The organism is Streptomyces sp. NPDC104761, from assembly GCF_055583445.1.
Genome location: NZ_JBVJNZ010000002.1, coordinates 601,017 through 615,130 on the forward strand (window position 1 = coordinate 601,017; position 14,114 = coordinate 615,130).

At 71.7% G+C, this 14,114-nt stretch carries 14 protein-coding genes; 6 read left to right on the plus strand and 8 right to left on the minus strand.

The window, feature by feature from the left end:
- The first annotated feature begins 50 nt into the window (after window positions 1-50).
- Complete coding sequence (locus ACZ63F_RS09240; RefSeq protein WP_469709855.1) at window positions 51-1,322, plus strand: MDR family MFS transporter; 1,272 nt, start codon at window positions 51-53, stop codon at window positions 1,320-1,322.
- Between the two features lie 70 nt (window positions 1,323-1,392).
- On the opposite strand, the gene ACZ63F_RS09245 is transcribed toward ACZ63F_RS09240, so the two are convergent.
- Window positions 1,393-2,523: a right-handed parallel beta-helix repeat-containing protein gene (locus tag ACZ63F_RS09245; RefSeq protein WP_469709856.1), complete on the minus strand. Its 1,131-nt coding sequence runs from the start codon at window positions 2,521-2,523 to the stop codon at window positions 1,393-1,395.
- Window positions 2,524-2,621: 98 nt separating this feature from the next.
- Entirely contained in the window at window positions 2,622-3,107 is a 486-nt protein-coding gene (locus ACZ63F_RS09250; protein ID WP_469709857.1) for a DUF2000 family protein, read from the minus strand.
- Here ACZ63F_RS09250 and ACZ63F_RS09255 point away from each other — a divergent pair.
- Window positions 3,106-3,912, plus strand: a complete 807-nt coding sequence (locus ACZ63F_RS09255) for a helix-turn-helix domain-containing protein (protein WP_469709858.1) — start codon at window positions 3,106-3,108, stop codon at window positions 3,910-3,912. The two genes, ACZ63F_RS09250 and ACZ63F_RS09255, sit on opposite strands and share 2 nt — an antisense overlap.
- Here ACZ63F_RS09255 and ACZ63F_RS09260 read toward each other — a convergent pair.
- The 3 genes from ACZ63F_RS09260 to mshA all read right to left on the minus strand — a co-directional run bounded on the left by ACZ63F_RS09260 (window position 3,891) and on the right by mshA (window position 7,529).
- Window positions 3,891-5,558: a glycosyl hydrolase family 28-related protein gene (locus ACZ63F_RS09260; protein WP_469709859.1), complete on the minus strand. Its 1,668-nt coding sequence runs from the start codon at window positions 5,556-5,558 to the stop codon at window positions 3,891-3,893. The genes ACZ63F_RS09255 and ACZ63F_RS09260 overlap by 22 nt on opposite strands.
- Window positions 5,559-5,689: 131 nt before the next feature.
- Window positions 5,690-6,199, minus strand: a complete 510-nt coding sequence (locus tag ACZ63F_RS09265) for a type III secretion system chaperone family protein (protein WP_469709860.1) — start codon at window positions 6,197-6,199, stop codon at window positions 5,690-5,692.
- Complete coding sequence (gene mshA / locus ACZ63F_RS09270; RefSeq protein ID WP_469709861.1) at window positions 6,192-7,529, minus strand: D-inositol-3-phosphate glycosyltransferase; 1,338 nt, start codon at window positions 7,527-7,529, stop codon at window positions 6,192-6,194. The genes ACZ63F_RS09265 and mshA overlap by 8 nt, the downstream gene beginning before the upstream one ends.
- A 297-nt stretch (window positions 7,530-7,826) precedes the next feature.
- Here mshA and ACZ63F_RS09275 point away from each other — a divergent pair, with 297 nt between their 5' ends.
- The 3 genes from ACZ63F_RS09275 to ACZ63F_RS09285 all read left to right on the plus strand — a co-directional run bounded on the left by ACZ63F_RS09275 (window position 7,827) and on the right by ACZ63F_RS09285 (window position 11,552).
- The gene (locus tag ACZ63F_RS09275; RefSeq protein WP_469709862.1) at window positions 7,827-8,621 is read left to right on the plus strand and encodes a class I SAM-dependent methyltransferase; all 795 of its coding nucleotides are present in this window, start codon (window positions 7,827-7,829) and stop codon (window positions 8,619-8,621) included.
- A 187-nt stretch (window positions 8,622-8,808) separates the two neighbouring features.
- A complete protein-coding gene (locus tag ACZ63F_RS09280; RefSeq protein ID WP_469709863.1) occupies window positions 8,809-9,933 on the plus strand; it encodes a C40 family peptidase in 1,125 nt (374 codons plus the stop codon).
- A gap of 290 nt (window positions 9,934-10,223) precedes the next feature.
- The gene (locus ACZ63F_RS09285; RefSeq protein WP_469709864.1) at window positions 10,224-11,552 is read left to right on the plus strand and encodes a PP2C family protein-serine/threonine phosphatase; all 1,329 of its coding nucleotides are present in this window, start codon (window positions 10,224-10,226) and stop codon (window positions 11,550-11,552) included.
- Between the two features lie 73 nt (window positions 11,553-11,625).
- Here the strand turns inward: ACZ63F_RS09285 and ACZ63F_RS09290 are convergent, their stop codons facing one another.
- The 3 genes from ACZ63F_RS09290 to ACZ63F_RS09300 form a co-directional block, all read right to left on the minus strand.
- Window positions 11,626-11,973, minus strand: coding sequence for a DUF2516 family protein (locus tag ACZ63F_RS09290; RefSeq protein WP_469709865.1), 348 nt, complete (start codon window positions 11,971-11,973; stop codon window positions 11,626-11,628).
- Between the two features lie 109 nt (window positions 11,974-12,082).
- Complete coding sequence (locus tag ACZ63F_RS09295; RefSeq protein ID WP_469709866.1) at window positions 12,083-12,715, minus strand: hypothetical protein; 633 nt, start codon at window positions 12,713-12,715, stop codon at window positions 12,083-12,085.
- A 77-nt stretch (window positions 12,716-12,792) separates the two neighbouring features.
- A complete protein-coding gene (locus ACZ63F_RS09300) occupies window positions 12,793-13,281 on the minus strand; it encodes a helix-turn-helix domain-containing protein (RefSeq protein ID WP_352360837.1) in 489 nt (162 codons plus the stop codon).
- A gap of 145 nt (window positions 13,282-13,426) precedes the next feature.
- Here ACZ63F_RS09300 and ACZ63F_RS09305 point away from each other — a divergent pair, with 145 nt between their 5' ends.
- Window positions 13,427-14,095: a class I SAM-dependent methyltransferase gene (locus ACZ63F_RS09305; RefSeq protein ID WP_469709867.1), complete on the plus strand. Its 669-nt coding sequence runs from the start codon at window positions 13,427-13,429 to the stop codon at window positions 14,093-14,095.
- The last annotated feature ends 19 nt before the right edge of the window (window positions 14,096-14,114 follow it).

Genomic DNA, 14,114 nt, shown 5'->3' on the forward strand with positions numbered 1-14,114 from the left:
CGCTTACAGAATCCGCATCCGCAACGCCTACGCCTGCCCTGGGGGAAACCATGCCGTCCGCCGCCCTGCGCCGCGCCGCCCGGGAGACCGTCTCCGGTCTGCCGCGGGAGTTCTGGTGGCTGTGGACCAGCACCCTCGTCAACCGGCTGGGCGCCTTCGTGGCCACCTTCATGGCCCTGTACCTGACCCTCGACCGGGGGTACAGCGCGTCGTACGCCGGGCTCGTCGCCTCCCTGCACGGGCTGGGCGGGGTGGTCTCGTCGCTGGGCGGCGGGGTGATGGCCGACCGGCTGGGACGGCGGCCGACCCTGCTCGTCGCGCAGGGGTCCACCGCCGCGGCCGTCGCGCTCCTCGGATTCGTGCAGGACCCCGTCGCCATCGCCGCCGTCGCCTTCCTCGTCGGCGTGGCCTCCAACGCCTCCCGGCCGGCCGTGCAGGCGATGATGGCCGACATCGTGCGGCCCGAGGACCGGGTGCGGGCCTTCTCGCTCAACTACTGGGCGATCAACCTGGGCTTCGCCGTGTCGTCCATGGGGGCCGGGTTCATCGCCGAGGTGAGCTACCGCGCCGGGTTCCTGATCGAGGCCGGGATGACCGCCGTCTGCGCCGTCCTCGTCTTCCTGCGGCTGCCCGAGTCACGGCCCCGGCGAGCCGCCGCCGAAGTCACCGAGGACGGCGAGGACGGCGAGGTCAGCCTGCTGACCGTGGTGCGCGACGGGCGGTACATGGGCGTCGTCGGGCTGTCGTTCCTGGTCGCCCTGATCTTCCAGCAGGGGTCGGTCGGGCTGCCGGTGGCGATGGGCGAGGCCGGGTTCACGCCCGCCGACTACGGCATGGCCATCGCCGTGAACGGCGTCCTCATCGTGGTGCTGCAGATTCCGGTGACCCGGGTCATCCAGCACCGGGATCCGCGGTCCCTGCTCGTCGTCTCGTCCCTCCTCGCCGGGTACGGGTTCGGGCTCACCGCCTTCGCCGGGTCGGTCGGGGTGTTCGCGCTCACCGTGTGCGTGTGGACGCTCGCCGAGATCGTCAACGCGCCGACCCAGACCGGGCTCGTCGTGCGGCTCTCCCCGGTGCACGGAAGGGGCAGGTACCAGGGGATGTACACGCTGTCCTGGTCGGCCGCCGCGCTCATCGCGCCGCTGCTGTCCGGGGTCGTCATCGACCGGTTCGGGGCGAAGTGGCTGTGGGGGGTGTGCGCGGTCGTGGGGACGGCGGCGGCCCTCGGGTACGGGCTGCTGATGCGGCGGCTGCCGGTGGAGCGGCCGGTGGCGTCGGCCGCAGCGGGCGCGGGTGCGGACACGGGGGTGCGGGCGGCCTGAGCGCGGCGCGGGCCCCGGTCCTCCTACGACGGAGGGCCGGGGCCCTTTCCGCGGCCGCGGACGGATGGTGTCAGTCCGTGCAGCCCGGTACCCGGTTCGGGGTGCAGTTGGTCGGGATGTTGCCGACGACCTTCGAGTCCGTCACCGCAACCTGGTTGGTGCTGAACACCCCACCGGGTGCCGTGGTGGAGGCGTTGTTGCGGACGGTGCTGTGGTCGAGGGTGACCATTCCGCCGTTGTTGTAGATGCCGCCGCCCGCGGATGCGCCGGGGCCGTTCGCGCTGTTGCGGAAGACGTCGGTGTCTTTGAGACGGAGCCCAGCCATGTTGTAGATGCCGCCGCCCAGGCCCTCCACGCCGCCGACGACGTTGCCACTGACCTCGGACTTCGCCAGCCTCAGGTTCCCGTTGTTGTAGATCCCGCCGCCTCTGGTGCCCGTGTCGGTGTTGTTCGTGATCTTGCTGTCGACGATCTCCGTCACGTTGCTGCTGGCGACGAAGATGCCGCCGCCGCTCAAGGGCCCGGCCGCGGTGTTGCGCCGGATCACACTCGAGCCGACGAAGATGCTGTCCCCGGACTGATAGATCCCGCCGCCGGAGTACCGGGCGTGGTTGCGGGCGAACTCGGAGTTCTCGACGGTCACGGTCCCCCTGGTGTAAAGGCCGCCGCCGTTGTTGGCGTTGTTGAACGCCACATAGCTGCTTCTGATCTCCGCCGACCCGCCCGGCTCCACCGCGATGCCGCCACCGCCCCCGACGGCGGTGCTCTGCCCGGCGGTGTTGTCGACCACATCGACCTTCGACAGCCTGAGCGCGCCGCCGTCGACGCGGATGCCGGCGCCGTCCCCGGAGGTGAGATAGCCGCCGCGGACAGTGAGGTCCTGCAGACGCAGGTTGCCGTTCGAGGCGATGTCGAAGATGCGGAACGCAGAGGGACTCGTCCCGTCGCGGAGGATCGTCGCACCATTGCCCCGGATCGTGAGGTCCTTGACGATGACCGGCAGAGCGGAGCTCAGGAGGTAGGTACAGTCGCGGCGCAGATCAATGGTCTCGCCGTTCCGCGCGGTGGCGATGGCAAGGCTCAGCGCCGTCCCGCTGCACGGCACCCGGTCCGGATCCGCGGCGGCCGCCCCTGCGCTCGTCAGCCCCGTGACGATCGCTGCCGCAGCCGCGGCCACACTGCAGAATCTGATGTATCGCATGACAGTCACATGCGACGTACGGCCCCCGCAGCAACAATTACGATCATCAGATCACCCGGACACCAGACGAAATTCCTCCTGCCGGGCGAAGAAGCGGCTCACGGATGCATCCGCGCCCCCTTCAGCACCTTGTCCACCGCGTTCCGCGGCCCGTACACCGAGAGCCCCACCAGGTCCAGCTCCGCCGTGGGCACGGCACGGACCGCCGCCCGGTTGTCGCGGTCGTTACCGGTCGCGAACAGGTCCGCGGTGAAGACGGCCCGGGGCAGGGCGCGGCCCAGTGCCCGCTCGTGCGCGGCCTTCAGGGTCTCCTTCGCGCCCTCGAAGACCAGCACGGGCTGCCGGAACATCGACAGGTAGCCGACGCCGTCGGCGTCCTCGTACGGCTCCCCCACCACCTCGGGGAGCGTCGCACCCAGGCCGCTGACCAGGAATGCGGTCACGTTCAGCCGCTGCCAGGGCTCCAGGTCGTCCCGCAGCAGCACGGCGATCTTCGTGTCGAAACGGACGGCGTCCGTAGGGGGAGTGCTCATGCCCCGAGACTGCCGGGCGTCGTACGGCCCCGTCTTGTACGTTCTTTGCATGGCCGCCCGGCAGTCCGACACACAGGAAGTCACCGCCTGGCGCCCCGGTGTCCCGGGCGTCACCGAGGTCTTCCACGCCCGTTTCACCGAGTACGCGTACCCGATGCACGTCCACGACGCCTGGACGCTGCTCATCGTGGACGACGGCGCCGTGCGGTACGACCTCGAACGCCACGAGCACGGCACCCCGGCCGACACCGTGACCCTGCTGCCGCCGCACGTCCCGCACAACGGCTCCCCCGCCACCGCGGACGGCTTCCGCAAGCGTGTGGTCTACCTGGACGAGAGCATCCTCGGGGAGGGCCTGATCGGGCCGGCCGTCGACGGGCCCGACCTGCGCGACCCCCTGCTGCGGCGGCGGGTCGGCCAGCTGCACTCCGTTCTCGTCCGCCCCGGCGACGAGCTGGAGGCCGAGAGCCGGCTCACCCTCATCGGCGAGCGGCTGCGGGACCTGCTCCGCCCCCGGCCCGTGACCCCCGGCCTCCCTGACCCGGTCCTCGCCCGCACCCTGCGCGAACTCCTCGACGCGCGGGTCGCCGACGGGCTCGGCCTGGCGGAGGCGGCCCGGCTGCTGCACGCCCACCCCGCCCACCTGGTACGGGCGTTCAGCGGGGCGTACGGCATCGCCCCGCACCAGTACCTGATGTCCCGCCGGGTCGGCCGGGCCCGCCGGCTGCTGCTCGACGGCGTACCGCCCGGCGAGACGGCCACCGCCGCCGGCTTCTACGACCAGGCGCATCTCACCCGGCACTTCAAGCGGCTGGTCGGGGTGACGCCCGGGCGCTACCGGAGCAGCGCGCGCTGAGCCTCGTACAGGTTCCGCGGCCGTACCGCGTCCCAGGTGCCGTACAGCTCCAGGCGGGAGTGCAGGTCGCCGGTGAAGTCCGGTACGTCGATCTGGTCGAAGTCGGTGACCGTGTTGAGGCCGACGGTCGCGGAGTACGGGGCCAGCCCGTCCAGGCGCATCAGGCCCGCGCGGCCGTTGGTCACTCGAACGTTCCAGTGGGTGAAGCGGGCGCCGAACAGCGGTCCCGCGTTGGCGTCGCCGCCGTGCCGGCCGTTGTTGTCCACGGTGATGTCGGTGCGGACGTTGGCGAACGGCAGGCCGCGGTGGGAGTCGAAGGTGCCCATCTGCATCTCGCCGCGCGACCAGACGTTGTGGGAGGAGAGCCCTTCGACGTTGATGCCGTGGAGTTGGGTGTCGGCGGGGGCCGGGACCGTGCGTTCCTCGATGGTGAAGTCCTCGATCAGGTTGTCGTGCGAGCCCTCGCGGCAGAAGTAGGGGTGGTGCTCGCCCCGGCCGCCGACCCGGGTGCGGCGCAGGGTGCAGGCGGAGGCGGCGACCAGGCCGAAGCCGTTGTCGACGTTGCGGACGGTGACGTCGTCCACCCAGCAGTCGTACGCGCACTGCAGGACGACCCCGTTGTAGCCCTTGTCGAGGAGGTGCGGGGACTGCGGGGTCTCCATGACGTCGAGGGTGAGGCCCTCGACGCCGGAACCGGTCAGCTCCCGGACGTGGGTGGTGAACTGGGGGTTCCACTCCGGGCGGAGGTCCAGCGGCAGCGGGCGTTCCAGTGTCACCCGGCGGCCGCGCACCGCCGTGACCCGGACGGGCCACTCGTAGGGGACGTACGACAGCAGCTTGGTCTTGTCCTCCCAGTAGTACGACGCCGGTCCCGGGCCGCCGCCGGACATGTGCTGGAGGAGGGTGTGGGCGGTGTCGTCGGCGATCCGGAGCAGGACCAGGCGGCCGGGGCGCAGGCCGGAGGGGTCGGTGACGGTGACCGTCACGTCGCCCTGGCGGGCCGGTTCGACGGGGGTCAACTGCTCCCACTCGTCGCGCTTGTTGCCGGTCCAGCCCTCGAAGGGCCAGGCCTGCGCCTCGATCGCGGCGACCAGGGAGTCCCAACGGGGCTTCGGCGCCAGCCAGATGAGCCCGCCCGCCCAGGACCACGCCGACTTCGTGCCGCCGTAGCGCGAGCCGTACGGGCCGATCAGCTCGGTGAGGTTCTTCGTCGCGTACAGGGTCGTACGGCCGCTGCCGGCGCCGCGCAGCACCACGTTGTCGTGACCGATGTGGATCAGGCCGTCGATGCGGAAGGTGCCGGGCGGGATGGTGACCGTGCCACCGCCGGCCCTGGCGGCAGCGGCGATGGCACGGTTGATCGCGGGGGCGCAGTCGGTGACGCCGTCGGCGACGGCGCCGTACGCGCGGACGTCGGCGACGACCGGGAGGCGCCGGATGCGGGCCGCTCCGGCCCGGCCGACGTAGGGGATCTGCGGGTGGGTGAAGGGGGTGCGCCGGAACTCCCGCCAGAGGGAGGGCACCTGGCCGTCCAAGGCGTGGGCCGTGCCGCCCGCCACGGCGGTCGCGGCCACCGCCGTGGCGCCGGCGAGCAGCAGGGTCCGTCTGGTCATACCGGCGCTCACGTCGTGGTGCGTGGTGCTCATGCCGTACGTCCTTCCCATGGTGGCTTTCATGGTTGTGAACGACGTTCATATGCGCGTCGGCGGTGAGCATGCCACGACGGTCCCGTGCCTCGAAAGAGTCGTGCAGACCTCAATCAGGTAGGGACCTGAGGTCAGTCAGCGGGGCGTTCGATCAGGTGTGTGAACGCGTCGAGGTTGCGCGTGGACTCGCCCCGGGACACCCGCCACGCGTACTCCTTGCGGATGGCGGAGGCGAAGCCCAGCTCCAGGAGGGTGTTGAAGGCGCCGTCCGCGGCTTCCAGGACCTGGCCGAGGAGCCGGTCCAGGTCGGCGGCGGTGACGGAGGAGAGCGGGAGGCGGGCGGTGACGTAGACGTCGCCGAGGCGGTCGACGGCGTAACTCACGCCGTACAGCTTGAGGTTGCGCTCCAGGAGCCAGCGGTGGACGGCCGGTTCGTTCTCGTCCGGGTGCCGGATGACGAAGGCGTTCAGGGAGAGGGAGTGGCGGCCGACGATGAGGGAGACGGTCGTCCTCAGCTTGCGGGTGCCGGGGAGCTGCACGACGTAGGTGCCGGACTCGGGGCTCTCCCAGTCCAGTTCGGTGTCCTTCAGGACACCCTCGATGACCTGCCCGGCCTGCCGTTCCTGTGCGCCATCACCCATGGGCCGAGCGTACGCGACGGCGGTGGGACTGGGTCGCGCCCAGGTAGACCTCGGCGGTGGCGGCGGCCGCGGTGTCCCAGCCGAAGGACTGGGCGTGCCGGGCGGCGGCGCTGCCGAAACGGTCCGCCAGAGTGGCCTCGTCGGCGAAACGGCGCAGCACGCGCGCGTAGTCGGCGGGATCGTGACCGCGCACCAGGAAGCCGGTCTCGCCGTCCCGCACGGCCACCGGCAGGCCGCCGACCGAGGCGGCGAGGACGGGGGTGCCGGCCGCCTGGGCCTCTATCGCCACCAGGCCGAAGGACTCGCTGTAGGACGGCATGACCAGGACGGAGGCCGCCCGGAACCAGTCCGCGAGCTGCTCCTGGTCCACCGGCGGGCGGAACCTGACGACGTCCGCGATGCCGAGCCGCGCGGCCAGCTTCTGCAGCCCCTCCGGCTTGGCCAGGCCGCTGCCGCTGGGGCCGCCGACGATCGGTACGACGATCCGGGAGCGGAGCTCGGGGCGCTCGTCGAGGAGCACGGCGACGGCACGGAGCAGCACGTCGGGGGCCTTGAGGGGCTGGATGCGGCCCGCGAAGAGGGGGACCAGGGCGTCCTGCGGGAGCCCCAGGCGGGCGCGGGCCGCCGCGCGGCCGTCGCCGGGACAGAAGCGGTCGAGGTTCACGCCGGGGTGGACGACGGCGACCTTGCCGGGGTCGGCGCTGTAGTGGCGTACGAGTTCGTCGGCCTCTTCGGAGGTGTTCGCGATGAGGCGGTCCGCCGCGGCCACGATCTGGGTCTCGCCGATGACGCGGGCGGCGGGCTCGGGGGTGTCGCCGTCGGCCAGGTTGGCGTTCTTGACCTTGGCCATGGTGTGCATCGCGTGCACCAGGGGGACGCCCCAGCGCTGGGCGGCGAGCCAGCCGACGTGCCCGGAGAGCCAGTAGTGCGAGTGGACGAGGTCGTAGTGGCCGGGGCGGTGGCCCGCCCAGGCCTGCATGACGCCGTGCGTGAAGGCGCACAACTGGGCCGGGAGGTCCTCCTTGGCGAGGCCCTCGTAGGGGCCGGCGTCGATGTGCCGGACGAGGACACCGGGGGCGAGTTCGACGGTGGGCGGGAGGCCGCCGGAGGTGGCGCGGGTGAAGATCTCGACGTCGATGTCGATCGCGGCGAGGCGCCGCGCGAGCTCGACGATGTAGACGTTCATGCCGCCGGCGTCTCCGGTGCCGGGCTGGTGGAGCGGTGAGGTGTGCACGGAGAGCATGGCGACGCGGCGCGGCCGGCGGGCCCGGCGGAGCCGGGAGGCAGCCGACGGGGAGCGGCGCCCGAGCCTGCTGACGTACTGGCTCACGTGGCGGTCCTCTCTCGGGCGGGCATGCCGGTGGGAGGCATCGGGTGCCCCTCCAACGGGGTGCAACACGGAGGGGAGGATTCCCATTCCGGAGGTGGTTGATTTTGCCGACACATTGCTTGCGGTCGCTCAACCGTTCGAGGGTGGGATGCGTAGGGGTGCTGCGGGCGGGAGGTCGGGTGCGGGTGGGTGGGGGCTGGGCGCGCAGTTCCTCCCCCAGCCTTCGGCCGGGGGTACCCCCAGCGCCCCTTACGGGGCGCCTCAGCTCGGGGCGCTGCACTGTTTACCCTTTGAGACATGACAGCCCGCGCCGCCTCCCGACCCGTGGGGAACGTGACGCGCGGGACCACGAACCCCAACCGGCTGCGCCGCATGGACCGGTGGATCGCCGCCACGCACGGTGGCGTGCTGCGCCGTGCGGCCGACCCGGTTGCCGTCGACCTCGGTTACGGTGCCGCGCCCTGGACCGCCGTCGAACTGCTCGGGCGGCTGCGTACCGTCGCGCCGCGCGCGCGTGTCGTCGGGGTCGAGATCGAGCCCGCGCGGGTCGCCGCGGCCCGGCCGTACGAGCGCGAGGGGCTCGCCTTCCGGCACGGCGGGTTCGAGATCCCGGTCGCCGCGCGGCCGTTGCTCATCCGCGCGGCCAACGTGCTGCGGCAGTACGACGAGGGCGAGGTCGCCGAGGTGTGGCGGCGGCTGCGCGGGCGGCTGGCGCCGGACGGGCTGCTGGTCGAGGGAACCTGTGACGAGATCGGGCGGCGGCACGTGTGGGTCGCGCTCGGGGCGGAGGGGCCGCGGACGGTGACCTTCGCGACCCGGCTCGGCTCCCTGGAGCGCCCGTCCGACCTCGCCGAACGGCTGCCGAAGGCGCTCATCCACCGCAACGTGCCGGGCGAGCCGGTGCACGCGTTCCTGCGGGACTTCGACCGCGCGTGGGCCGCGGCCGCGCCCTACGCCTCGTACGGCGCCCGGCAGCGGTGGATCCGGGCGGTGCGGGACCTGACGGCCGACTGGCCGGTGACGGACTCGGCGGCGCGCTGGCGGCAGGGCGAAGTGACCCTGACGTGGGAGGCGTTGGCACCAAGGGCCTGATGAGCGAGCCGGGAACGATCTCGGTGAGTCGTTCGTCACAAAGGCGGGAAGATCGTCATGCTCGGGGGGAAACCGGGGAGGAACCACCCGCCGTTACCTCTGTCGCTTTGCGGCACGCCGTGGCACGATCCTCCACGTGCCATAAGTTACTGACGGTTAATCAGTTTTTCTGGAGGGGGGTCGGGCCATGGAACCGGACAAGCACACCGTCCGGCCGGGCGGGCGCGGGATCCTGGCGACGGCCGTGACGGTGGTCTGCGCGGTGACGGTGCTCGCGGGACCCGGCACGGCGTTCGCGGCACCCGGACCGACACCCTCCCCCGGCGCCTCGGCCTCCGCCGGCGGCTCCACCTCCGCCTCCGTGACCGTCCCGGCGGACAAGGACCTCGAGGCCGTCCAGGCGAAGCTCGACAAGCTCTACCACGACGCGGCCGTCGCCACCGACGCGTACAACGCCGCCGAGGAGGCGGCCCACAAGCAGTCCGCCGAGATCGTCGGCCTGGCCAAGAAGATCGTCAAGGGGCAGCAGAAGCTCGACGAGCTGAAGGAGCGGGCGGGCCGGGCGGCCGCCGCCCAGTACCGCACCGGCGGACTGCCGGACTCCGACAAGCTGATCCTGAGCGACAACCCCTCCGAGTTCCTGGACGGGGCCGGGCGGGTGCTCCAGGGCGAGCGGGCCACCAAGGCCCTGATCAGGGAAGTGACCCAGACCCAGCAGGACTTGAAGCAGTACGCGGCGGACGCGGCCGACCAGTGGAACAGACTGGAGGCCGGCCGCAAGGAGAAGGCCGCCGCCAAGAAGAAGATCACGCAGCGGATCGCCGCCGCCGAGAAGCTCGAGTCGATGCTGGAGAAGAAGCAGAAGGAGCGTCTCGCCGAACTGGAGCGGGAGTCCGCGTACAAGGCGCAGACGGCCTGGCTGGACACCGGCATACTCGACGAGATCCACAGCAGGGCGTCCGCGGCGGGCAGGAAGGCGGTCGCGTTCGCCACCGCCCAGCTCGGCAAGCCCTACGTGTGGGGCGCCGAGGGCCCGGACTCCTACGACTGCTCCGGGTTGACCTCACAGGCCTGGGCGAGCGCCGGGAAACCGATCCCGCGCACCTCCGAGGAGCAGTGGAAGCAACTCAGGCACGTCGACGTGAAGGACATGCGCCCCGGCGACCTGATCATCTACTTCGACGACGCCAGCCATGTCGCGATGTACATCGGGGACGGCGCGATCATCCAGGCCCCGCGCCCGGGGCGGACGGTGTCGATCGGCGGCGCGGGGTCGATGCCGATCCTCGGGGTGGTACGACCGGACGCCTGAGCACCAGCCCGGCGGTTCAGGCGTGATGTCCCTTTCGTGAGCTGCGCCATGTGACGCGCCGCACCGCAACATCCGCTCAAACTCAGGCGGCACGTGACCTTCGTCATCCCTGCCCGGCGGCCCTCTTGTCCAACTGCGGTACGGCACGCGGCATATGACGCTGGCCTGAGACAGAGCGACGCGGCTCACACCATTCCGTTGCGGCGGCCAGTACCGCTATGGTCCCCGTCGGGTGGGTCGAGGTCCCTCGCCCCGCCATGCCCTCGGGGGGAGGGAAGGAACCCAACACGATGCCCGTACCCGTACCGCGGCAGAGAGCGATCCCGGCCGTGGAGAGTGGTCAGGCGCCGGCCGCCGCGCCCGCACAGGGCGGCGGCCCCCTCAAGGAAGAGGCCAACCGCACGGAAGCCGCCACCCCGAACACCGGCGGCACCACTCTCACCCTGCTGCTGATCGAGGACGATCCGGCCGGTTCACCGGTCCTGCCCGAGTTGCAGGACGCGTCCGGCACCTCGATCCGCGTCCGCACCGCCCGCAACCTCACCGAGGCCGAGCGGCTGCTGACCGACGACGTCCACTGCATCCTGCTGGACCTGGCGCTGCCGGCGCCGGGCGGCAAGGAGACGGAGGGCGAGCTCGCCGTGCTCAAGCACGTCCTGGAGCTCGCGCCCCGGCACGCCGTGCTGGCCCTCACCGCCTCCGGCGACGCCGAGCGCGGCACCGAGGCCGTACGCGTCGGCGCGCAGGACTACCTCTTCCGGGACGAACTGGACGGACGGCTGCTGAGCCGCGCCATCCGGTACGCCGTCGAGCGCAAGCGTTCCCTCACGACCGAGCGCAAGCTGGCCGAGGGGCGGCTGCGGGCGCAGGAGAACCGCCGGCTCGAGCGGGGCCTGCTGCCCACGCCGCTGCTGGAGGGCTCCTCGCTGCGCTTCGCCGCCCGCTACCGGCCCGGCCGCTCCCGGGCGCTGCTCGGCGGCGACTTCTACGACACCGTGCGCACGCCCGACGGGACCGTGCACGCGATGATCGGTGACGTGTGCGGGCACGGCCCGGACGAGGCCGCGCTCGGCGTCGAGCTGCGGATCGCCTGGCGGGCGCTGACCCTGGCGGGGCTGTGCGGTGACGAGCTGCTGTCCACGCTGCAGGAGGTCCTGGAGCACGAGCGCTCCGACGAGGAGATCTTCGCGACGCTCTGCACCGTCGACATAGCGCCGGACGGGCGCCGGGCCGGGCTGTGCCTGGCCGGGCATCCGGCGCCGCTGGTCGCCCGGCCGGGCCGGCCGGCCGAGCTGCTGCCGTACGAGAACAACGGCCCGGCGCTGGGGCTGCTCAAGGGTGCGCGGTGGCCGCGGATGCAGGTGGAGCTGGGCGCCGAGTGGAGCCTGATGCTCTACACCGACGGCCTGATCGAGGGCCGGGTGGGCTCGGGCGGGGAGCGGCTGGGGCAGGAGGGGATGGTCGAGATGGTCCGCCGGCAGCTGGCCTCGGGCCTGACCGGCGAGGCGTTGCTGCGGGCGGCGGTGAACGAGGTGCGGCAGCTCAACGGGGGTGAGCTGACGGATGACGTGGCCGTTGTCCTGCTGGACCGGGGGTTTGAGAGCGGCTGCTCGCCGTAGGGGCTTCTGCCGTCAGCCGGGTGCGGGTGATTCGTGGCTGGTCGCGCAGTTCCCCGCGCCCCCTACGGGGCGCCTAGCGGCCGCCGTTGTACGGGCCGTACGGGCCGTCGCTGCTGCTGCCGCCGCGGCCCCGCCAGCCGCCGCCACCGCCGGAGACCTGCTTGACCGCGGGGCGGACGTCGACGAGGTAGACGATGCTCGCCACCACGCCCGCGATCGGCAGGATGGAGAGGATCGAGAAGAGGTAGCTGACGACCAGGGCGATGGCCAGGATGATCAGCCAGAACATCTTGTTCTGCTTGTCGGCCGCGCGGAAGGCGTCCTCGCGCCGGAACACGGCATCGACCAGCCCGAACGCGGCCAGGGCCATCAGGACGATCTTCAGCAGTCCCAGGAACCCCGCGAACCCCAGCATCAGCATGCCGTCACCACCCGCTCTCTCCCGATCCCTACGCGGCCACCGTACCCGTAGAACGGACCGGGCACCCTCAAGGTGCCCGGTCCGTACGTTCCGCTGACGCGTGCGCCGGTCACTTGGCCGGCGGGGTGCTCTTCCTGACCGGCGTGGCCTTGCGCGGGGCGGGGGTCTTCTTGGCGGCCGGGGCCTTCTTCGCCGCGGCCTGCTTGGCCTCGGCGGTCTTCGGCTCGTCCGCCTTCTTCTCGCCCTCCTTGACCGTGCCCGTCTCGGGCTTGCCCTCGACGGCGATGGCCAGGTCCTCGATCTCCTCGGCGGCCTCGCCGCGCCAGGTCTTCACGGCCTGCTCGCCGTGCTCGGCGACCTTCTCGTAGGTCTCACGGGCCTTGACGGCGTACTCGGCGGCCACGCCGACCTGGCGCAGCGCGAAGTCCTGGGCGGACTCGCCGAGCTTCTTGAGGTCGCCGTCGAGGGAGACGATGAAGTCGTTGACCTTGGACTGGAGGCTGACCTGCGCCTCCTTGGCCCTGACGCCGGCCTCCTTGGCGCGGGCGGCGGCCTTCTCCTGGACAGCCTTCGGGTCGGCCTTGCGAACCGCCTCGATGCGGGCCGGGGCCTCGGCGCGCAGCTGCTCGACCAGGGCGGGGACCTTCTTGGCCTGCTGGAGGGCCAGGTCCGCGGTGCCGGCGGCGAAGTAGAGCGGGGTCGGGTCGCTGAGGGTCTTGCGCAGGTCGTCGGTGATGGCCATGGTGATGGTCCTCCCGTATTAAAGTTCGGCTGAGGGTTGTGTGGTCCGCGGCTTGGCGGCCGGCGCGCTTGGCCGGCTCATCCGGCCGTCCGCCGCGGACCGGTCTCTCTGTCTTCGGTGTCGCTGTCGTCGGTGTCGCTGCCGACGTCGCTGTCGGCGTCGTCGTCCTCGGCGACCGCCAGGGTGCCCGTGTCGCCCGTCCGCTCCTCGCCCGACACGAAGCCGTTCTCTTTCCTGAACGACTCGTAGATCTGCAGCAGCACCTGCTTCTGCCGCTCGTCGAGGGTGGGGTCGGCGAGGATGACCGCACGGGTCTCCACCTCGTTCAGATCCCGCTCGGCGTCGAGGATTCCGGCGCGGACGTACAGCGTCTCGGCGGAGATCCGCAGGGCCTTGGCGACCTGTTGGAGCACCTCCGCGCTCGGCTTGCGCAGCCCGCGCTCGATCTGGCTCAGGTACGGATTGGACACCCCGGCGGCGTCGGCGAGCTGCCTGAGCGACAGCTGCGCGTTGCGCCGCTGTTCACGCAGATACTCACCGAGATTGCCGACGTTCAGCGATGCCATACCTCCACCCTGCCCCACCCTCGCTAACAATTGCAAGCACCTGCTTGCAAAAGTGTGTCGCGTCATACCCGGATGGGCGCTCTGCCCGCCCGGCCGGTTTGTTCAACCTCCTGCCCCGGTGATCTCGCCGCCCTATGGTGTGCCGATGGGTGCAGATCAAATCGACCGGCCGGCCGATCTCGACGTGGTCCGGGAGTCCTACGACCGGGTGGCCGACAACTACGCCGAGATGGTGGCGACGACGGGAATGGGCGACATCCGCCGCCATCCCTGGCTCAAGGCGTCGATCGACGCCTTCGCCGACACCGTGCGCGAACTCGGACCGGTCCTCGACGTCGGCTGCGGGCCCGGAACGGTGACCGCCTACCTCGCCGAACGCGGACTCGACGTGTCCGGCGTCGACCTCTCGCCCGGCATGATCGAGAACGCCCGCCGCCTCTATCCGCACTGCCGCTTCAGCGTCTCCTCCGCCACCGACCTCAGCCTCGAGGAGGCGTCCCTCGGCGGCGTGCTCGGGTGGTGGTCGCTCTTCAACCTCCCCCGCGCCGTCCTCCCGCAGGTCCTCGCCCTGTTCTCGCGCGCACTGAAGCCGGGCGGACACTTCATCACCGGAACGCACGTCGGCGACGAGGACGTGGTGCGCACGGAGGCCTACGGGGGTGTGCCCGTCCGCTGGACGACGCACAAATGGCGGCCGGAGCAGTTCGTGGCCCTGATCGAGCGGGCCGGACTACGCCCCGTCGCCGAACTCCGCCTTCCGGCAGACGAGTTCAGCGGCCCGGGCCTGGTCGTCATGGCCGAGCGCCCCGCCTGAGGACGAGGCGCCGGAGACG

Excerpts from the sequence above, each read along its gene's own strand:
- ACZ63F_RS09240 (WP_469709855.1), top strand. The coding sequence starts at position 51 with ATGCCGTCCGCCGCCCTGCGCCGCGCCGCCCGGGAGACCGTCTCCGGT.
- ACZ63F_RS09245 (WP_469709856.1), bottom strand. The coding sequence starts at position 2,523 with ATGCGATACATCAGATTCTGCAGTGTGGCCGCGGCTGCGGCAGCGATC.
- ACZ63F_RS09255 (WP_469709858.1), top strand. The coding sequence starts at position 3,106 with ATGGCCGCCCGGCAGTCCGACACACAGGAAGTCACCGCCTGGCGCCCC.
- ACZ63F_RS09250 (WP_469709857.1), bottom strand. The coding sequence starts at position 3,107 with ATGCAAAGAACGTACAAGACGGGGCCGTACGACGCCCGGCAGTCTCGG.
- ACZ63F_RS09260 (WP_469709859.1), bottom strand. The coding sequence starts at position 5,558 with ATGAGCACCACGCACCACGACGTGAGCGCCGGTATGACCAGACGGACC.
- ACZ63F_RS09265 (WP_469709860.1), bottom strand. The coding sequence starts at position 6,199 with ATGGGTGATGGCGCACAGGAACGGCAGGCCGGGCAGGTCATCGAGGGT.
- ACZ63F_RS09275 (WP_469709862.1), top strand. The coding sequence starts at position 7,827 with ATGACAGCCCGCGCCGCCTCCCGACCCGTGGGGAACGTGACGCGCGGG.
- ACZ63F_RS09280 (WP_469709863.1), top strand. The coding sequence starts at position 8,809 with ATGGAACCGGACAAGCACACCGTCCGGCCGGGCGGGCGCGGGATCCTG.
- ACZ63F_RS09285 (WP_469709864.1), top strand. The coding sequence starts at position 10,224 with ATGCCCGTACCCGTACCGCGGCAGAGAGCGATCCCGGCCGTGGAGAGT.
- ACZ63F_RS09290 (WP_469709865.1), bottom strand. The coding sequence starts at position 11,973 with ATGCTGATGCTGGGGTTCGCGGGGTTCCTGGGACTGCTGAAGATCGTC.
- ACZ63F_RS09295 (WP_469709866.1), bottom strand. The coding sequence starts at position 12,715 with ATGGCCATCACCGACGACCTGCGCAAGACCCTCAGCGACCCGACCCCG.
- ACZ63F_RS09300 (WP_352360837.1), bottom strand. The coding sequence starts at position 13,281 with ATGGCATCGCTGAACGTCGGCAATCTCGGTGAGTATCTGCGTGAACAG.
- ACZ63F_RS09305 (WP_469709867.1), top strand. The coding sequence starts at position 13,427 with ATGGGTGCAGATCAAATCGACCGGCCGGCCGATCTCGACGTGGTCCGG.